We start from the raw sequence: 20,500 nt of genomic DNA on the forward strand, positions 1-20,500 counted from the left end.
ATTTGTAAATATATTAAATGTTATAACTACTATGCAGAATAATTTGATAAAATAAGTTTGTTAAAATGAGTTTAATACAAAAACAAAACCCACCCTTAAAATAATTAAGGATGGGAAAAAAATTGCTATGAAAAAGAAAAATTATCACTAAAATGAATTAGTGATACATCAAATATAGTTTTTTTTTCCTAACTAATAGCAAAACTATTAGATTTGTTTATGGTACAAATAAAAAATTCCGTTATCAAACGGAATTCTTTAAAATCATTAAATTATTTTCATCTAGGAGAACATATCCTTAACTTTTTCAAAAAAAGATTTGTCTGAACTTTCTGGCTTTGGATCAAAATGTTCATCCTCTTTCATGGATTCAAAAAACTCTTTTTGTTGCTTATTTAAAGTCTTAGGTGTCCAAACATTTACATGTACTAAAAGGTCTCCTTTTCCATAACCATTAATACTTGGAATTCCTTTTCCTCGTAAGCGTAATATTTTACCAGATTGCACACCTGCTTCTACCTTTATACGCACTTTACCTGTTACTGTATCAATTTCTTTAGAGGTTCCTAAAACAGCATCAGGTAGACTTATATATAAATCGTAATGTAAATTATCACCTTCACGTTGCAATGTTTCATGTTCTGCTTCCTCAATAGCTACTAATAAATCTCCAGATACACCATTCCCCGGCGCTTCATTTCCTTTTCCAGAAACTTTAAGTTGCATACCATCAACAACACCTGCTGGTATTTTTATTGATACGGTTTCTTCTGCTACTTTTAAACCTTGAGAATCTGCATCACTTGGCTTTTTATCTATGGTTTGTCCAGCTCCACCACACACATTACATGGTGCTGAGGTTTGCATTCTTCCTAAAATAGTATTTGCAATACGGGTTACTTGTCCGCTACCATTACATGTAGAACATGTTTTGTAAGTTGTGCCTGGTGCTTGGATTTTACGTTTTACTTTTATTTTCTTTTCAACACCATTGGCAATTTCTTCAAGTGTTAATTTAACTCTTATTCTAAGGTTGCTACCTTTGGCTCTGCGTTGGCCACCACCGCCACCAAAACCTGAAAAACCACCACCGAAGCCACCGCCTCCAAAAATATCACCAAACTGGCTGAATATGTCGTCCATGTTCATACCACCGCCGCCAAAACCGCCACCGCCATTTTCAAAGGCTTGATGACCAAACTGGTCGTATCGTGCTTTTTTATCAGCGTCACTTAAAACTTCGTAAGCTTCAGCCGCTTCTTTAAATTTGGCCTCAGCAGTTTTGTCGTCTGGGTTTTTATCAGGGTGAAATTCAATCGCTTTTTTTCGGTAAGCCTTTTTTATTTCAGCTGCAGATGCACCCTTACTAACTCCCAATATTTCGTAATAATCTCTCTTCGCCATGGTTTATATTTATTGTCCTATTACAACTTTAGGAAAACGAATCACTTTATCGCCTAGTTTATATCCTTTTTCAACAACATCAATAATTTTTCCTTTTAAATCATCACTCGGTGCTGGAATTTGCGTAATCGCTTCATGATCATCTGCATTAAAGGCATCTCCTTTTTCAACTTCTACTGCTTTCAACCCTTTTTGCTCTAAAGTATTTATTAATTTCTGATAGATTAACAATACACCTTTTCGTAATTCTTCAGCTTCCTTGTCGTCTTCTATGTGTGTTAATGCACGTTCAAAATCATCTAGTACTGGTAGTAAAGTTTTCATTACGTCTTCACTTGCCGTTGAAAACAATTCTAAACGTTCTCTGGAAGTTCTTTTTTTATAATTTTCAAATTCAGCAAATAATCTTAAAAACTTTTCTTTTTCTTGTTTTACTTCGTCTTGTAATTTTTCTTCTATAGTTTTTTCTTCAATTACCTGCTCTTCAACTTCTGCTGTTTGAGTTTCATTATCCTCAACTTGCTCTTTTTCTATGTCTTTTTTATCTTTTTTACTCATAGTAAATTCAATTTTTCACTCAACTAAAATTAGTGGGCAAAAGTACTGCCATTATTATTAAAATGCCATAATGTCACTAAAATATTTTGATAATATTTTTGTTTAACTTTTTCTTTATTTTGTAAAACAAATTGCTTAATTTTGTCATACAAACAAAAATTTAATAAACATGAAAAATTATTTATTTACTATTTTATTTCTATCACTTCTTTCTATTTCTGTAACAGGTTGTAAAGATAAAGCCAAAGAAGCTGAAACTACTGAAGCTGAAGAAGTTGTTGAAGCTACTCAAGAAGCTGTAAAATTTACAGCAAATCTTGATTCTTCATCTATTGCTTGGACTGGATTTAAGCCAACAGGTTCTCATAACGGAACGATAAATATTAAAAGTGGTGAGTTAAACACTGTAGATGGAAAACTAACAAGTGGTACATTTTTAATTGATATGTCATCAATTACTGTTTTAGATATTCCTGCAGACAAAGAAGGTAATGGTAAGCTTGTTGGCCATTTAACAAGTCCAGATTTTTTTGATATTGAAAAATACCCAAACGCTACATTTGAAATTACTGGTTTGGAAGAAGTCGAAGGTAAAATGATGCTCTCTGGTAATCTGGCTTTAAAAGATGCTAAGAATAATGTAACTTTTCCTGTTTCAGTATCTCATGACGGGAACAATGTTTTTTTAAAAAGTGAAACTTTTACAATAGACCGTTCTAAATGGAACGTTAAATATGGTTCGAAATCGTTTTTTGATGACTTAGGAGATAAGTTTATTAACGACGATATAGAATTAACTATAAACGTTATGGCTACAAAAGCATAGTAATAAAAATAATATATCCTAAACCACCTTGTTTTAATCAAGGTGGTTTTTTTATACCCAAGCTTGACTATATAGAAATTTTCATCTATCTTGTTTTTATTAGAATAACAAGCTATTAAACAGCGTTATGAAGAAAAAATACAAACAAATTGTAAGATGGTTAAAAAATGTAATTACTGCCATAACTCCAGGAAATAATGCCGTAAAAGGTGCCTCAATAGGATTGCTTTTTACAACAGCTTTGCTTTTTTTAATTTACGCTTTAAGAGTATCCATAGGCTTGAAGGATTGGTGGGTACTTATATTTTTTACAACCTTTGTTATCGCCACAATTCTATTAGGTTTTTTGTCAAGAAAACTTTTAATTCTTTTAAATAAAATTCCCAACTTATACAAACTAGCCATTTTTATTTCATTCCCATTATTGTTTATAATTAGCTTTAATTGGATGGTTGCACTAATAATTTTTATAATAGCATCACTTTGCGGAGCAGCTTTTCTAGTAATAAAAAAAACGGGATTTAAAAACTTAACAAAAGCAAAAAAAATAGTTACTATTCTTGGAGTAATTCTTGGATTTGGTGGATTAATTACCGCTGGTATCCTATACAATCAAGATGGCTTTGAAATGGATAAAATCGCTAATGCAGCACTTTCATCTGAAACAAATATTCAACAAATTAATGCCATTTCACCAGCTAAAAAAGGGCCTTATAAAATAAAAACATTAACCTACGGAAGCGGAAAAGATTTGCATAGGCCAGAATATGGTGAAGATGTGATTATTACAACCGACTCTGTTAATGGTTTAGCTTTTATTGATGGTTGGGATGGTTTAGGTGGTTGGTGGCGTGAAAAGTACTGGGGTTTTGATTCAAAATCATTACCAATAAATGCACGTGTTTGGTATCCTGAAGGTGACGGTCCTTTTCCACTTGCTTTAATTGTACACGGGAATCATGGTATGCAAGATTATTCAGATATTGGTTATGAATATCTTGGAGAATTACTAGCTTCAAAAGGAATTATTTTAGCCTCTGTTGATGAGAATTTCATTAATGGCTCTTGGTCTAATATTTTTAGAGGTCTAAGTAAGGAAAATGATGCCAGAGGTTGGTTATTACTTGAGCACTTAAAACTATGGCATGAGTGGAACGACAATGAAGACAGTCAGTTTTATAAAAAAATTGATATTTCAAATTTATCCTTAATCGGTCACTCTAGAGGTGGTGAAGCAGTGGCCCATGCGGCAATGTTTAATAAATTACCATGTTATCCAGATGATGCTTCTATTAAATTTGATTACAACTACAATATTAAATCTATTGTTGCCATCGCTCCAGTTGATGGACAATATGAACCATCAAAAAGCAGAACCGAAATTAATGATATAAATTATTTTGTGATTCATGGAGCACAAGATGCCGATGTTAGCTCTTTTATGGGTTCTCAGCAATATGAAAGAATAAAATTTGAAGACAGTATTTATCATTTCAAATCTGGACTTTATGTTTATGGTGCAAACCATGGCCAGTTTAATACAAGTTGGGGTAATAACGATACAGCAAATCCTTTTTCAGGACTTCTTAATCTTGAGCAACTTATTTCTGTAGAAGATCAGATGAAAATTGCACAAGTTTATATAAGTGCATTTTTAGACATAACACTAAAAAACAAAAAAGAATATTTGCCTTTATTTGTTGATGCTAGGAAAGGTAAAGATTGGCTTCCTAAAACTATTTATTTAAATCAATTCGAAGATTCAAATTTAAAAACAATTGCCAATTTTGATGAAGATTTTAATGTGATGACCACAACTGAAAATAATGGAAAAATTAACACTAAAAACCTATCTGTTTGGCGCGAGCAAGAAGTAAAACTTAAATGGCAAAAAAAGGGAAGCAAAGCTCTATTTATAGGTTGGGATTATGATTTTGAAAACAATAAACAATCCATTGAAACTATGCCAGATTCTTTAATTGCTTCTTATACCATAAAACTTGAAAACACTAAAATAGACTCTTTACCTGTGCTTACCTTCTCATTAGCTGAGTCTAAAGAATCTACAAATCCTAAATCAAAAGGAAAATGGGTAGAAAATAATACTGATAATACTGAAAAGGAAGAAGAAGAAGAAGAAGAAGAAGAAGAAGAAGANATAAAAATGATGATGATGAAAAAGACAAAGATGAGCCAAAAAAACCCATAGATTTTACAATTCAATTAACTGATGCTTCAGGTCAAAAAATAGTATTCCCGTTAAGTAGTTTTTCACCGTTACAAAGAACCATTGAAGTAATGATTATGAAATCTGGATTTATCACGGATGATAAACAATCCGAAAAAGTTTTTCAAACATTCTATTTTCCTTCCAAACATTTTCAAGAAATTAACCCAAACTTCTCACCTTCAAATATCAAAGAATTAAAATTTATTTTCGATAAAGATGAAAGTGGCGTTATAGTAATAGATAATATTGGATTTATGAAAAGTTTATAAATATGGTAAATAAATATTAATCTTATATCAATAAAAAAGCCTCGCTAAAACGAGGCTTTCTCTTCATAGCAGTAATTTTCCCAAATTATTTAGGCATTACTACAGAGTTAATTACGTGAATTACTCCATTGCTTCCCATAACATCTGTCGCTATTATTTCACTGTAATTAGCGTTTTGGTCTTTCAACCATATTTTACCATCTTTTTGTAAAACAGTAATAGTTTGTCCGTTCAAGGCTTTCAATTCTACTTTTCCTTTACCCTTTTTTAATGCAGCAACTACATCTTTAGCAGCTAATTTACCTGCAACAACATGGTACGTTAAAATATTAGATAACGCTTCTTTGTTTTTTGGCTCTAATAAAGAATTCAATGTACTTGAGTCTATCTTTGCAAAGGCCGCATTGTTGGGTGCAAATACAGTAAATGGTCCATCTCCTTGTAGAGCTCCTACTAAATCTGCTGCTTTTAATGCAGCTACTAATGTTGAGAAATCTTCGTTACCTACTGCTGCATCAACTATTGTTTTTTGTGCTGTTGCAAACTGACTTACTGATAAGGCTACTACTGTTGTAAAAATTAATACTAACTTTTTCATAATACTTTTTTTGTTATTTGGTTAAACTAAATTCACACTTTGCTTTTCTTTTGAAGTGCTTTCATTTATATTTACACAGGTTTGTTTCCTCTGGATGAGCTAACTTGTTTTTTGGGAAATTTTTAACACTTATGCAAAACGATAATTTACTTATTTCTAAAATTCAGAATAAAGACGAAGCAGCTTTATCGGAACTTTACGATAGTTATTCGCCAGCATTATATGGTGTTATAATAAGAATGTGTAAAGATGAGCAAGAAGCTCAAAATTTACTACAAGACACTTTTCTGACCATTTGGGAAAAATCACTTCAGTATAACCCAGAAAAAGGCAAGTTCTATACTTGGGCTTACCGTATTGCAAAAAACAAAACGCTAAATTTTTTACGCAAAAGTAAAAACCTCATCCAAACCGAAGATTTAAGTGTATATACTAATAAAGAGGATAATATAAATATAGACCCTGAATATTTACAACTAAGTGGTTGCTTAAAACAACTAGAAAAACACCACCAGAGAGCATTAGAACTTGTTTATTTTAATGGTTTAACACATAGAGAAGCACATAAAGAGATGGATGTGCCACTAGGAACTTTTAAATCATACATAAAACAAGCTTTAAAGAAATTACAACTTAGCTACAACAAATCTATGTTGTGGTTATTATTTTTTATTGAAATGATAGAATGATGGATAAAGCGTACATAATAGAACACGGTATTTTAGAGCTGTATTTGTTAGGAGAATTAACTCCTGAGGAACAAATACAAGTTGAACGTGTTTTAAATGTAGATGCTGATTTAAAAAATGAGTTTGATTTTTTAGAAACGAATTTTGAAAAAATGGCTTTTGAAAATGCTATTAACCCACCAAAAGAAGTAAAAGAAATACTCTTGCAAAAAATTAAGAAAAACCAACCTAAAATAATTCCTCTAGAAAGAAACAAAACATACAAAACATTTTTATACTTAGCCTCAGGAATTGCTGCTTGTTTGCTTATTGGTTCTATTTGGATGTTTACCAAGCTAGATGAAGCTAATACACAAATACAAATAGTTGAAGAACAAAATCAATTACTTCTTGAAGACATAAAAGCCTTAACTAGTAATTTAGAGTACGCTTCCAAATATTTATCTATTGTTAATTCTCCAGATACAGAGCAATATATTTTAAAAGGGAATGCGCTAGCTCCCGAGGCAAAAGTAGTTAGTTATGTAAACCACAAGAGTAAATCTGTAATTATAAACACGGCGCAATTACCAAAGCTTGATGCTGAACATGATTACCAAATGTGGGCAGATGTTGATGGTGTTATGATTGATATGGGTGTAATTAATAAAGAAGATAATTTATTAGCTATGAATTATATTGATGATGCTGAGTCTTTAAACATTACTATTGAGCCTGCAGGTGGAAATGATCACCCAACGGTTTCAAAATTAATTACAAATGTTTATCTTTAAATCATAATAGATTAAAGCTAATTACAACAATAAATAAATGTACAAAAGAAAAATCTATTTCTTTAGCTCTTTAATAATAACTCTTTCCACTATTATAATTTTTGCTACTGGTTCTTCATTATTAACACTAGCAATAAATAATAGTAATACTATTCCTCTCGGAACTTTTATTACTTGGGTTGGTTTGATATCATTACCAATGTCAATTTTTTGGGGAATTCAAGAATTAAGAAAACCAACAACAAATTTTAATAAGTTTCTATCGTCATTTCTTAAATTGATAATACTATTAGCCATTTTATGGGTACCTATATCATATTTACTTGCTGGCAACTTATCATTTAATTTTTCTGAAAAAACAGTTTTTCAAGGCGGGCAAACTGCCATGAAGTGCTTTTGGTTTTTAACTTACGGGATTAGTATTGGAGCTCTTTCAACTATTTGTTTGTATTGGATATCATTATTATTTAAAAAATAAAAGCGCAAAACTACAAAACAGAAGCCACTACCTTGTAACTTAATTATTTCAATAAATTTTCTAAAGCTGGCTCAAGATGATGATACTTGAAATAAAACCCTTGGCTTTCAACTTTTTTTGAACTCACACGCTGACTTTCAAATAAAATAGTATGCATTTCTCCTAAAATAAGCTTCATCACAAACCTTGGGATATTTGGTAAAAACAGTGGTTTATTCAAAACATTTGCAATGGTTTTTGTTAGTTCTTGGTTACTTACAGGATTTGGAGCTACACCATTATAAACACCATTTAAATTATTCTGTAAAACATATAAAAATAGACTTGATAAATCTTCAATATGTACCCAAGACTGCCATTGTTTTCCACTACCAAAAGCTGCCCCAACTCCTAGTTTTATGGGCTTAACCATTTCTTGCAAAGCCCCACCTTTATCTGATAAAACCAACCCAATTCTAATTTTTGAAACTGTAATATTCAATTTAGAAAATTCATCAACAGCACCTTCCCATACCTGCACAACTTCCCCTAAGAAAGAATTACTATACTCATTAAATGATTGGTCGTAATAATTAACAAGTGAATCCGGATAAATACCAATAGCACTGGCAGAAACTATTTGTTTTACGTTATGTGGCATCCCCTTTAACGTGTCAATTAATAATGCTGTTGTATCTTTTCTACTGTTTAAAATTTCTTTTTTATATGCTTTTGTCCATCGGTTTGAAACTGTAGCTCCAGCTAAATGTATAATTGCATCAACATCTGCAAAACATTCAGTATCTATGTCATTGGCTTTTGGATTCCAATAAAAACCTTTGTAATTTTCTTTTTGAAGAATTTTAGATTTGCTAGTTGTTAAGTAATTTACATCTATATTTTTTTGATGACAAAGTTTTACTATTTCTCCTCCTATTAATCCAGTAGCTCCAGTAATTAAAACACGCATTTTCTTTTTTATGTAAATTTACGAAATACGTTGCTCCTTAATATTGTTTTTATATTAGGTTTAACACAATTCATATTGTTTTAAAGTAATTATTTAGAAGCTCTTAGCATTTCACGTTTTCCTGGAGGCCCAGGAAGTCTCTCAACCAGAAATCCGACAGATTGCATAGCCCTACGTACACTGCCTTTTGCAGAATAGGTTACTAAAACACCTTTATCTTTTAGTGCGTCATACATTTTTTTAAATATGGCTTCAGTCCATAATTCTGGTTGAACTCTCGCTCCAAAAGCATCAAAATATATAATATCAAATTCGTTTTCATCATCAATTTCACAAAACATTTTTTTCTGTTTATTTAATAAAAAATGTGACGCAATAGTATGTCTGTCTTCCCAAGAACATTTATGTAAACTTATAAAAGTAGACTGCTTTTTTTGTTGTTCAAGTTCCTTAGCATAGTTCAACTGATTTATTTCATCCATTGGAACAGGATACCCTTCAACACCAGAATAATTTATTTTAATATTAAGCTTTTCTGCTTCTAACAAGGTTATAAAAGCATTTAACCCTGTACCAAAACCTATCTCTAAAATTGATATAGTTTTTGTGGTATTTTGAAGGCTCTTAAGCTGACTTATTTCATTACAAAAAAAATGCAATCCATGTTTTAAAAATACATGATAAGCTTCTTGTATAGCACCGTGTTTAGAATGATATTGCTCATCCCAATCTGGTAGATGAATAGTAGTTGAGCCATCTCCAGTAATAACAATTTCCCGCTTCAAATTATTGCTTTAAAAGCACACCATCGGCTTCGAATGAATATGTTCTTTTAGGCTCTGTAATTTGAGCTATTTCTTCTTCTGTTTTTCCAGCATCTTCAGCATAATGGCGAAGTTCGTCAACAGGTACTTCGTTTACAAAAGCTTTGCCGTTAACTATTACCTCTTTACCAGCTATATCTTTTGGCATAAAAAAACCATAATCTTTAAATTTAACCATAACTTCATTTCCGCCTTCTAGGTTTAATGTCATCCAACATCCTTTAGACTGGCAAACTTCATTAACTGTAGCTGTCATTTTAGAATTTATACTATCACCTAAATTCATAGTTTTATAATGTTCTAACATTGATTTTGATGCAATAGCATCATCTGCAATTATCTTATCTCCAAAAGAAGCGTAAGCAATTTTTTCTGTCTTTTGAGTTGTTTCTGAAGTTTCCGCACTTTTGTTTTTACAAGAATTTAACAGTAATACACAGATAATTAATAAGGTAATAGGCTTCATGATATAAATTTTTCAATTTTAAACGATTTATGTAAATATACCGCTTTTTTAAAAACGTTTTTAGTTAAATTTGTGTTATAAAATAACTAAACTATGAATGCTATAATCAACGATATAGAGATTATAAAAACAAAAACTACAAAAATAAATGATGTAGATTTTGATGATTTGAAATTCGGACACGTTTTTTCTGACCATATGTTAGAATGTGATTTTAAAGATGGTAAATGGCATACTCCAAAAGTGGTGCCCTACGCTCCAATTAGTTTAGACCCTTCTGCTAAGATTTTTCATTACGGACAATCTGTTTTTGAAGGCATGAAAGCTTATAAAGATAATGATGAAAATATCTGGTTATTTCGTCCTTTAGATAATTTTAAACGTTTAAATATTTCATCCAAACGTCTGGCAATTCCTGAGCTACCTGAAAATTATTTCATGGATGGATTAAAAACGTTGTTGAAGGTAGATAGTGAATGGATTCCAAAAAAAGATGGTAGTTCTTTATACATCCGTCCCTTTGTTTTTGCATCAGGAAATGGTTTTCACGCCTCTCCAGCAGATGCTTATAAATTTATAATTTGTACAGCCCCTTCTGGTGCTTATTTTGCAGGAGAAGTTAGAGTTTTAATTGAAGAAACTTACTCACGTTCTGCTAATGGCGGTGTTGGATTTGCCAAAGCTGGTGGTAATTATGCAGGACAATTTTACCCAACACAATTAGCTATTGAAAAAGGTTACCAACAAGTTATCTGGACAGATGATAACACACATGAATATATAGAGGAAGCTGGTGCAATGAATATTTTTGTTCGTATAAACGATACTCTAATAACAGGACCAACTAGCGACCGTATTTTAGATGGTATAACACGTAAAAGTATTATAGAATTAGCAAAATCTGAAAATATTCCTGTTGAAGTAAGAAAGATATCTGTCGCTGAAGTTGTTGAAGCTGCAAGAAACGGATCGTTAAAAGAAATGTTTGGTGCTGGTACCGCTGCAGTTATATCGCCTATTGCAGGTTTTGGTTACAAAAATGAAGATTTTGATTTACCAGAATTAGAAGATACTTATGCTAGTTATTTAAAGAAACGCATTACAGATATTCAAACAAATAAAACTGAAGACCCTTTTGGATGGCGTTATAAAGTTGAAAAATAAAAAGACATTATGTTTAAATAAAAAAAGAAGCCTAATGGCTTCTTTTTTTATTTATCCAATATAGCTTGAATATTAGGCTTAAAGTAATTTGGCCCTTTTAAAACCTTACCGTCTTCTCTGTAAATAGGCTGGCCATCCTCACCTAATTTACTCATATTACTTCGTTGTATTTCTTCAAACACTTCTTCTATTTTATACTGCATACCATGTTCTATAATTGTTCCACATAAAATATATAGCATATCTCCCAGTGCATCTGCAACCTCAACCAAGTCATTATTATTCGCAGCATCAAGATATTCATCATTTTCTTCTCGCATTAATTTGTAGCGCAACATATTTTTGGCTAATCCCAAATCTGCTTTTGGTGTTTCTCTATGCCCAATTTTAAATGCAGTGTGAAATGCTTTTACGGCTTCTATTTTCTTCTTCATGTAGTTGCTTTTATTTAAATTTGCATAAAAATAACTATATGTTTAGTAAAGGTCAAATCATTTTTGGAATTATATTTTTTATAGTCTTTTCTATAATCATTGGCTATACATATCGAAGAGATTTGAAACTTCACAAACGTTTTTATAAAGGCAGTATATGGGTACTATTAGCCTTTATCGGTTTTATTGCTTTTATAGCTGCCATTAAGTTTTTGTTTTAAATTTATAATGAATCATCTACCTGAAATATTCTTTTGGTAAGGTAGGAAAAACGTTATTTCAACTGTTTTATAAATAAATATTAAAATTTGACGCAACCTTTTATTAAATTGCTCATCTCTTTAATAGTTATTATATCAGACCAAACATGAAAATACTATTAATAATAAGTGTTCTTATTGTTGTGAATTTAATTTTGTTAACTTTTAGTGTAAACAAAAGAACAGATCCTTGAATCAAGATCTATTCATTAAATTTTAAAATTGCAATAATTTAGTTTACTTCCAGTAGGAAATTATAATTCTTACTACACTCTACCATTTAACCAGAATATATTTCTGGCTATGTAATTCTTACACCAAAAATTTCACCTTCATTATCTTAATTGCTAACAAAAAGGTTATGAAGCCATGAAATAGGCCCGATTTAAATTCCTAAGTATTACAACTAAAAATAGAATCTTCAATGTCTAAAAGTTTATCTTTTTATCAGATTTCACATGACAGCAAGACCATAAAATAGATACTAGATTATTAGTATATAATTTAGCTTTACTGTTTTGTAAAAATAAAACGAAATTACCTTCAGTTTTATTGATAACTTTAAATTCTAATAATCTAGTATCGAGTTTTTAGTTTTACTAATACATATGTAATAATTTAATAGACAGAATTCTAAAATGATTATCTTTGGTTAACCTAATTCTTTTAAACTTTAAGATATGAAAGCTTTTAAGTATATTCTGTTCCTATTATTAATTGCTGTTATTGGTCTTGCTATATATATAGCAGTACAACCAAACTCTTTTGAAGTTACTAGAACTAAAACAATTAAAGCACCTGCAGCTGTAGTTTATAATAATGTTATTGACTTTAAAAATTGGGAATCTTGGTCTTCTTGGGCTGAGGAGGATACTGATATGATTTTTACACTCCCTGAACAAACAAGTGGTGTAAATGCTTCTTATTCATGGGAAGATGAAGATGGTATAGGTACTATGAAAAACACTGAAGCTGTTCCTAACAAATCTATAAAACAAGTAATGCAATTTGCAGATTTTCCATCCTCGGATGTTACTTGGGAATTTAACCCAAATGAAGATGGTACAACTGATGTAACTTGGACTATTTCTGGCAAAGACCTCCCTTTTGACTTTAAAGCTTTCTCAGCTTTAATGGGTGGTATGGAAAAACAAATCGGCCCTCATTATGAGCGTAGTCTGGCAAAATTAGATAGCATTGTACAGCAAAGTATGAAGGTATATAGCGTTAATATTAATGGCATTACCGAATATGGCGGTGGTTTTTTCATGTATAAAACAACCTCTGCAACAAATACCAATATTAGTCAAATTATGGGTAAGCAATATGGTGAGATAATGAGTTATATGGCGCAAAATAATATAGTTGCAAACGGAATGCCTCTAACTATTTATAATGAAATGAATGCTGAAAATGGAAGCGTAATTATGAGTAACGGAATTCCTATAAGAGACAAAGTAAATGTAGACAGCGCAAGTGAAGTTTTATGCGGTTATATTCCTAAAACTAAAGTATTAAAAACCACATTAACAGGGAATTATACCAATCTCACAGAAGCTTGGATAGAAGCTATGAGCCATCTAGAAAAAAGCAACCTTGAGCAATCAGATATAAAACCATTTGAAGTTTACACTAACGATCCTGGTAACTTTCCAAATCCTGCAAACTGGATTACTGAAATCTATATTCCAATTAAATAATACATGAAGCAAATTCTTCTAGTTTTCTTAGGCGGCGGTTTTGGCAGTGTTTTACGTTACGGTATTGGAAAATATTTAAATAGCACAGATACAGGTATTCCTTACGGAACATTTATAGCTAATATTCTAGGAAGCTTATTAATTGGTATTATTTTAGGTTTAGCAGCTAAAAACGATGCTCTTTCTCAAAACCAAACCTTACTTTTAGCTACAGGCTTTTGTGGTGGTTTTACAACCTTCTCAACATTTGCCTATGAAAATCATGTTTTTTTAAAATCTGGAGATTTTACAAGTTTTGCCATTTACACCATTGCTAGTTTTGTAATTGGCTTTTTAGCTGTATTTGCAGGAATGTATTTTGTTAAATAAGTGCTTTTATTTTTACTTCACAATATCCAATTCCAATAAGCTTTAAAACCTCAAAAATAAAAAGTTTACAATGTAAATCTATAAAACTGTTTAGTTTTTAATGTTTAAGATAATTAACTTCTCTAAGGCTAATTTAGTTTTTGAGAATACTTCAGAAAAATATTTTAAAGAGAATAAAAAAAAATTAAGAATCTATGATATAAATCTGTTTTTGAATTTAAAATTCAGATTATTTTTATGTTTCTATTTTATAAACACACATCTTCTTTCAAAAAAAAATGTATTTTTTCAAAAAAAACATTCCCAAAAGCATCTTCTTTTGTTCCCTAAAAAAGCTAATTTTTATACTGTTATTATTTACTTGTTATTCCTGTAAAAAGGAAAAATATTTGCCAAAAGATAATATTCAAAATAAAGTCCAAAATTCAAAATTTGTTGGTAAAGAGGCTTGTATAAAATGTCACAAATCCGAATATGATTCTTGGAATGGTTCTCATCATCAACTAGCTATGCAAATAGGAAATGCTAAAACTATTTTAGGAAATTTTGATAACAAAACCTTTGAACATAAAGGTATTAAACATACATTCTTTAAAAAAGACAGTATATTCTATGTGAATACTGCAGACAAAAATGGTGAATATCATGATTATAAAATAGAGTACACCTTTGGGGTTACTCCCCTACAACAGTATATTGTTAAATTTCCAAATGGTGCTTACCAATGTTTAATTACAGCTTGGGATACTGAAAAAAACAAATGGTTTCATTTACAACCTCATCTGGAATTAGCTCATAATGAATGGATAAACTGGACTGGTGGTGCTATGAGGTGGAATACAGCTTGTGCTGATTGTCATTCTACAAATCTTAAAAAAGACTTTAACCAAACCACCAGTAATTTCAATACAACATACAGTGAAATTAATGTAAGTTGTGAAGCTTGTCATGGTCCTGCTAGAGACCATGTATCATTTTATAAGAACCCGAATAAAAATTCTATAGCACCAAAGTTATATATGAGTAAATCCCTGGCTTCTAAAAGTCTGGTTGAAAAATGTGCTAGATGCCACTCTAGAAGATCTCAAATAACAAAAAAATTCGATTATGAAGGGCATTTTTTAGATCATTACAATCCTAGTTTACTTATTAGCCCTATTTATGAATTAGATGGACAAATAAAAGACGAAGATTATGTATACGGCTCTTTTACACAAAGTAAAATGTACCAAAGTGGAGTTACTTGTTTGGATTGCCATGATGCACACTCACTAAAGTTAAAGAGAACAGGAAATAATCTTTGTCTCAAATGCCATGAACCCAAGTATAACAGCAAATCACATCATTATCATAAAGCCAATTCAAATGGATCTCAATGTATTAATTGCCATATGACAGGTAAAACATATATGGGAAATGATTTCAGGAGAGATCACAGCTTTAGAATTCCTAGACCTGATCAATCTGTAAAATATGGAACTCCAAATGCTTGTAATGGATGCCATAAAGACAAAACTCCTGAGTGGGCTAGTAAATTTATAAATTCCAAATATGGAACCAAACGACCAGATCATTTTTCAAATTATCTTTTAGCTGGTTATCACGGAGAACAAATTGCTTTATATACTTTACTTTCTCAAAGCACATTCCCAGAAATTACTAGAGCGACTGCTCTATATAAATATACAAATCACCAATTATCTCCAAAAGAAATAAATGATATTAGAAAATTTTTGAACGACCCCTCTATTCTTGTAAGAAATGAAGCTATTCGTGCTTTCGAAAAATTTAATAGTAAAAGTCATTTTGCAAGTATTGAACCTCTATTAAGAGACTCCGTTAGGTTAGTAAGAATATCTGCAGTAAAATTCTTTAATAATATGGGAGCCAATATGAGTGGAAATAGCTCTTTTGAAAAAGCAGAAAAAGAATATTTGGATGAACTGGAAATAAGTGCCGATTTTGCAACAGGCCAACATCAAATTGCAATATACCATGAACATAAAGGGCATATAGATTTAGCCATTCAAGCTTATAGAAAATCTTTAGAAATAGATAACCGCTACAATATGTCTAGAATGAATCTAGCCATATTAGTTTATAAACAAGGTCAAATAGAAGAAGCTAAAAACTTGTATTTAAAAGTTATTGAACTCGAACCTGAATACAGTAATTCTTACTATATGCTTGGACTTCTTTATAATGAAATTGGAGATGCAAAAAATGCTTTAAAATACCTTAGTGAAGCTTGTTATAAAAAACCTGTAAATATTAGAGCTTTTTATAATTACGCATTAAAGCTTCAGGCAGAGTCACAAAACCAAAAATCTATAAAAATTATTAATGAAGCTCTGAATTTTTTTCCAGACAACGAAAGACTACTTTATGTAAAACTAATTGGAGAAATTAATTTGAAGCAAGATATTTCAGCATATAATACATGCTCTAAACTTATAAAATTGTCACCTAATAATGAAAATTACCAACAAATTCTCAAAAGTTTAAATATGTGATGATATTGTTATAGTTAATTTATAGTACTAAAATATAAAGAAACACCATATTACTACCTAGAATAATTAGGAGATTCCTTTGTAATAGTAACATCATGTGGATGACTTTCATTAATACCACTCGCTGTGATTTTTACAAACTGTCCAGTTTCTTTTAAAGTCTCTATATCTTTAGCACCACAATACCCCATACCTGCGCGTAAACCACCAATAAATTGATGAATACTCTCATATAAATCACCTTTGTAAGGCACACGCCCAACAATACCTTCTGGTACTAATTTTTTAATATCATCTTCTACATCTTGAAAATAACGGTCTTTACTACCTTCTTTCATAGCTTCAACAGACCCCATACCGCGATAAGATTTAAACTTTCTTCCTTCGTAAATAATAGTTTCTCCAGGAGACTCTTTTGTACCTGCTAGAAGCGAACCTAACATTACGGTATCAGCTCCAGCTGCAATAGCTTTTGGAATATCTCCTGTGTAACGAATACCACCATCTGCAATAACCGGAACTCCTGTTCCTTTTATGGCGGCAGCAACTTCTAAAACCGCAGAAAACTGTGGAAATCCAACACCTGCAACCACACGTGTTGTGCAAATGGAACCTGGACCAATACCAACTTTTACTGCATCTGCGCCAGCTTCTACCAAATATTTAGCAGCTGCGCCGGTTGCAATATTTCCAACAATTACTTCTAATTCTGGAAACTGAGCTTTTATTTCCTTAAGTACGCTAACTACTCCTTTAGTATGACCATGCGCAGTATCAATAACTACAGCATCAACTCCTGATTTTACTAGAGCTTCTGCCCTTTCAACAGCATCACCAGTTACACCAATAGCTGCAGCAACACGCAAACGACCGTATCTATCTTTATTAGCATTAGGTTTTTGACTTAATTTAGTTATGTCTCTAAAGGTTATTAATCCTGATAGTTTAAAATTATCATCAACTATCAGTAATTTTTCTATTTTATGCTCTTGTAAAATTAATTCAGCATCTTGTAAAGAAGTTCCAACAGATGCTGTAACTAAATTTTCGCTAGTCATTACTTCTGTTATTGGTCGCTTATTATCATGCTCAAACCGTAAATCCCTATTGGTTACTATACCTTTCAAAATACCTTCATCATCTACTATAGGAATTCCACCAATACTGTATTCAGCCATATATTTTTTGGCATGTTTTACTTTAGCTTTTAGTGGAAGTGTTACTGGGTCTATTATCATACCACTTTCAGCACGCTTTACTTTTTTTACTTTTTGCGCTTGAGCTTCTATAGACATGTTTTTATGCAACACACCAATACCTCCTTCTTGCGCCATGGCTATTGCCATTTTGCTTTCAGTAACTGTATCCATAGCAGCAGATATAACCGGTACATTAATAGTAATGTTACGTGTAAATTTTGTTTGAATATTTACTTCTCTTGGGAGTACTTCTGAAAAGGCTGGAACTAGAAGGACGTCGTCGTAAGTTAATCCTTCTCCTAAAATTTTATTTTCGTGTGCAGTCATGTTGCAATTACAGTTATAATTGCGTGCAAATTTAAGGTTTTTTTACGTACCAAATGAGAATTAACACAGAATATTAATTACATAACAAAAACTTAACTTTAGTAAAAAACTCTATATCAATTATTTATAATTTTTATTTTTATTTATTCTAAATAAACTTTGTAGAAGTAAAATTCATTACTATTTTTGTGCCTGAAAGAAAACCTTATTTTTAATCAGTCTAAATAAAATGAAGCTAAAAATATCCTTTATATTCCTTATAATCGCTGGAATCTTAAATTCACAAGAACAAAAGAAAGAAATAAAAACCGATTCAATTCAAAAGCTTGATAAAGTTTTAATAAATGCTCAAGTTATTTTTGGAAGTAAATATGAAGCTAAAAACAGAACAGGTTCATCTTACTATATTTCACCTGAAGAAATTGAAAAATTTAATTATACTGATATCAACCGCCTTTTAAGAACTGTCCCTGGTGTTAATATTTATGAAGAAGATGGTTTTGGTTTACGCCCAAATATAAGTTTACGTGGTACTTCTCCTGAAAGAAGTGCAAAAATATCTATTATGGAAGATGGTGTTCTAATTGCACCAGCTCCTTATAGTGCTCCTGCAGCTTACTACTTTCCATCAGTTGCGAGAATGCAAGCTGTTGAAATATTAAAAGGTAGTAGCCAAATTCAATACGGTCCGTTTACAACTGGCGGTGCCATAAATTTAGTTAGTACGCAAATTCCAGATAACTTTAAAGGTGCAATACAAACCAGTTATGGAAGTTTTAATACTGGACAACTACATGCTAAACTTGGTGATAGCAAAAGAAATTTTGGATACTCCATTGAATATTTAAATTTTAATTCTGACGGATTCAAAAACTTACCCGATGGAAGTAATACAGGTTTTGATAAAAACGATTTTGTTGCTAAATTTAGACTAAACTCAAGTCCTGATGCTTCTTTGAAACAGGCTGTAACTTTTAAGTTTCAATACTCTGACGAGGTTTCTAATGAAACTTATCTTGGCTTAACTCAAAATGATTTCAATTCAAATCCTTTTAATAGATATGCTAGTTCTCAAGAAGACAAGATGACTAACGACCATATTCAATTTATGGTAACACATAAAATAGATTTTTCTAAACAATTTAGAATCACCACAAATGCCTACTATAATGGTTTTTCAAGAAATTGGTACAAATTAAATGATGTTATTTTTAATGGTGATAAAGTAGGAATTTCTTCAATAGTAGATAATCCTGAAAATTATCCAAATTATATAGATATTGTTAACGGAACATCAAATTCTGACGCTGATGCTCTTCTTGTTAAAGCAAACAACAGAGACTATATTTCTAAAGGTGTACAAACAAAATTTGATTATCACTGGTCTGGTGAAAATGTTTTTCATGATTTAGAAATAGGTCTACGCTATCATTATGATGAAGAAGACCGTTTTCAATGGAAAGATGGTTATAATATTATTAACGGTGTAATGAATGTAACATCAAATGGTGCTCCTGGAAGTGATGCTAACAGAATAAGTAGTGCTAGTGCTTTTGCGGGTTCAATACTTTATAAATTAAAATACAGAAATTTAACTCTTACACCAGGTATTCGTTACGAAAACATAGTTTTATCAAGAGATAATTTTGGAACTAGCGACCCTAGAAGAACTGGTATTAATCTATCATCTAGAGAAAACAAAGTAGATATTTTTATTCCTGGAATAGGTTTTAATTATAAACTAAATACAAATACATCTATTTATGGTGGTATACATAAAGGGTTTTCACCTCCAGGGAATGAAGCAGGTCAAAAAGCAGAAGAAAGTATTAATTACGAATTAGGAAGTAGATTTAATTTAAAGGGACTTAGAGGAGAAATTGTTGCTTTTTACAACGACTACAGCAATCTCTTAGGTAGTGATTTAGCTGCAACGGGGGGCACTGGCTCTTTAGATCAATTTAACGCTGGTGAAGTTGCTGTAAAGGGAATTGAATTACTTTTAAATTATGATTTACTTGAAAAAAACACTAATTTTTCATTACCTATTACATTTGGTTATACTTTTACAGACACAGAGTTTTTAAATAGTTTTGGTAGCGATGATAGTTTATGGGGCGAAGTTACTGTGGGAGATGAGTTGCCCTATATTGCAAAACATCAATTTAACACCTCAGTTTCTTTAGAGCATGCTAAATTCGAATTAAATCTTAATGGTAGACTTAATGGTGCGTTTAGAACACTAGCTGGCACAGAAACAATAACTAATACTAATGGTATAACTTCAAATTTCATAATTGATTTTTCAGGAAAATATCATCTAAATAAAAACCTAAGTCTTACAGGAAACATGATAAACCTTCTTGATGAAACTTATGCCGTAGCAAGGGTTCCTGCAGGTTTACGTCCTGGTCATCCTTTCGGAGCTTATGCTGGTTTAGAATTACGTTTTTAATAATAAAATAACAAA

18 protein-coding genes are annotated in these 20,500 nt (G+C 31.2%); 10 read left to right on the forward strand and 8 right to left on the reverse strand.

Translation table 11 applies throughout. The annotated features are described in order from the left end of the window. Positions 1–282: 282 nt before the first annotated feature. A complete protein-coding gene (dnaJ, locus tag ABD939_RS15040) occupies positions 283–1,404 on the reverse strand; it encodes a molecular chaperone DnaJ (protein ID WP_345170276.1) in 1,122 nt (373 codons plus the stop codon). A 9-nt stretch (positions 1,405–1,413) separates the two neighbouring features. Beyond that, the gene (locus ABD939_RS15045) at positions 1,414–1,962 is read right to left on the reverse strand and encodes a nucleotide exchange factor GrpE (protein WP_345170278.1); all 549 of its coding nucleotides are present in this window, start codon (positions 1,960–1,962) and stop codon (positions 1,414–1,416) included. 169 nt (positions 1,963–2,131) lie between these two features. On the opposite strand from ABD939_RS15045, the gene ABD939_RS15050 reads away from it, so the two are divergent. Together ABD939_RS15050 and ABD939_RS15055 are read left to right on the forward strand one after the other, a co-directional pair. Beyond that, positions 2,132–2,788, forward strand: coding sequence for a YceI family protein (locus tag ABD939_RS15050; RefSeq protein WP_345170280.1), 657 nt, complete (start codon positions 2,132–2,134; stop codon positions 2,786–2,788). Between the two features lie 2,304 nt (positions 2,789–5,092). Continuing rightward, positions 5,093–5,287 (forward strand): hypothetical protein, encoded by a 195-nt coding sequence (locus ABD939_RS15055; RefSeq protein WP_345170282.1) that lies wholly within the window; start codon positions 5,093–5,095, stop codon positions 5,285–5,287. Between the two features lie 85 nt (positions 5,288–5,372). Here the strand turns inward: ABD939_RS15055 and ABD939_RS15060 are convergent, their stop codons facing one another. Next, entirely contained in the window at positions 5,373–5,885 is a 513-nt protein-coding gene (locus ABD939_RS15060) for a fasciclin domain-containing protein (RefSeq protein WP_345170284.1), read from the reverse strand. Positions 5,886–6,016: 131 nt separating this feature from the next. Between ABD939_RS15060 and ABD939_RS15065 the strand changes: the two genes are divergently transcribed. From ABD939_RS15065 to ABD939_RS15075, 3 genes are read left to right on the forward strand one after another with little or no spacing between them, the layout of a single operon-like run. After that, positions 6,017–6,574, forward strand: coding sequence for an RNA polymerase sigma factor (locus ABD939_RS15065; protein ID WP_345170286.1), 558 nt, complete (start codon positions 6,017–6,019; stop codon positions 6,572–6,574). Next, positions 6,571–7,347 (forward strand): anti-sigma factor domain-containing protein, encoded by a 777-nt coding sequence (locus ABD939_RS15070; protein WP_345170288.1) that lies wholly within the window; start codon positions 6,571–6,573, stop codon positions 7,345–7,347. Before ABD939_RS15065 ends, ABD939_RS15070 begins: the two co-directional genes overlap by 4 nt. 37 nt (positions 7,348–7,384) lie before the next feature. Beyond that, positions 7,385–7,825 (forward strand): hypothetical protein, encoded by a 441-nt coding sequence (locus ABD939_RS15075; RefSeq protein WP_345170291.1) that lies wholly within the window; start codon positions 7,385–7,387, stop codon positions 7,823–7,825. A 43-nt stretch (positions 7,826–7,868) separates the two neighbouring features. Here the strand turns inward: ABD939_RS15075 and ABD939_RS15080 are convergent, their stop codons facing one another. The 3 genes from ABD939_RS15080 to ABD939_RS15090 all read right to left on the reverse strand — a co-directional run bounded on the left by ABD939_RS15080 (position 7,869) and on the right by ABD939_RS15090 (position 10,064). Beyond that, positions 7,869–8,774, reverse strand: a complete 906-nt coding sequence (locus tag ABD939_RS15080; protein WP_345170293.1) for a TIGR01777 family oxidoreductase — start codon at positions 8,772–8,774, stop codon at positions 7,869–7,871. 89 nt (positions 8,775–8,863) lie between these two features. Continuing rightward, the gene (gene mnmC2, locus ABD939_RS15085) at positions 8,864–9,559 is read right to left on the reverse strand and encodes a tRNA (5-methylaminomethyl-2-thiouridine)(34)-methyltransferase MnmC2 (protein WP_345170295.1); all 696 of its coding nucleotides are present in this window, start codon (positions 9,557–9,559) and stop codon (positions 8,864–8,866) included. Between the two features lies 1 nt (position 9,560). Next, entirely contained in the window at positions 9,561–10,064 is a 504-nt protein-coding gene (locus ABD939_RS15090) for a DUF4920 domain-containing protein (RefSeq protein ID WP_345170297.1), read from the reverse strand. 93 nt (positions 10,065–10,157) lie between these two features. Between ABD939_RS15090 and ABD939_RS15095 the strand changes: the two genes are divergently transcribed. Continuing rightward, a complete protein-coding gene (locus tag ABD939_RS15095) occupies positions 10,158–11,228 on the forward strand; it encodes a branched-chain amino acid aminotransferase (protein ID WP_345170300.1) in 1,071 nt (356 codons plus the stop codon). A 47-nt stretch (positions 11,229–11,275) separates the two neighbouring features. Here the strand turns inward: ABD939_RS15095 and ABD939_RS15100 are convergent, their stop codons facing one another. Further along, the gene (locus ABD939_RS15100) at positions 11,276–11,662 is read right to left on the reverse strand and encodes a pyrophosphohydrolase domain-containing protein (RefSeq protein ID WP_345170302.1); all 387 of its coding nucleotides are present in this window, start codon (positions 11,660–11,662) and stop codon (positions 11,276–11,278) included. 940 nt (positions 11,663–12,602) lie between these two features. Here ABD939_RS15100 and ABD939_RS15110 point away from each other — a divergent pair. The 3 genes from ABD939_RS15110 (at position 12,603) to ABD939_RS15120 (ending at position 16,504) form a co-directional block, all read left to right on the forward strand. Then, a complete protein-coding gene (locus ABD939_RS15110) occupies positions 12,603–13,622 on the forward strand; it encodes an SRPBCC family protein (RefSeq protein ID WP_345170306.1) in 1,020 nt (339 codons plus the stop codon). Between the two features lie 3 nt (positions 13,623–13,625). Next, positions 13,626–13,991, forward strand: coding sequence for a fluoride efflux transporter CrcB (gene crcB / locus ABD939_RS15115; RefSeq protein ID WP_345170308.1), 366 nt, complete (start codon positions 13,626–13,628; stop codon positions 13,989–13,991). A 389-nt stretch (positions 13,992–14,380) separates the two neighbouring features. Continuing rightward, positions 14,381–16,504 carry a multiheme c-type cytochrome gene (locus ABD939_RS15120; RefSeq protein WP_345170310.1) on the forward strand — a complete coding sequence of 708 codons (2,124 nt, stop codon included), beginning with the start codon at positions 14,381–14,383 and terminating at the stop codon, positions 16,502–16,504. A gap of 53 nt (positions 16,505–16,557) precedes the next feature. Here ABD939_RS15120 and guaB read toward each other — a convergent pair whose 3' ends face one another. Continuing rightward, a complete protein-coding gene (gene guaB, locus ABD939_RS15125) occupies positions 16,558–18,030 on the reverse strand; it encodes an IMP dehydrogenase (RefSeq protein ID WP_345170312.1) in 1,473 nt (490 codons plus the stop codon). 229 nt (positions 18,031–18,259) lie between these two features. On the opposite strand from guaB, the gene ABD939_RS15130 reads away from it, so the two are divergent. Continuing rightward, positions 18,260–20,485 carry a TonB-dependent receptor family protein gene (locus tag ABD939_RS15130; RefSeq protein ID WP_345170314.1) on the forward strand — a complete coding sequence of 742 codons (2,226 nt, stop codon included), beginning with the start codon at positions 18,260–18,262 and terminating at the stop codon, positions 20,483–20,485. Positions 20,486–20,500 lie beyond the last annotated feature (15 nt).

This window comes from Algibacter aquimarinus, assembly GCF_039543265.1.
GTDB lineage: Bacteria > Bacteroidota > Bacteroidia > Flavobacteriales > Flavobacteriaceae > Algibacter_B > Algibacter_B aquimarinus.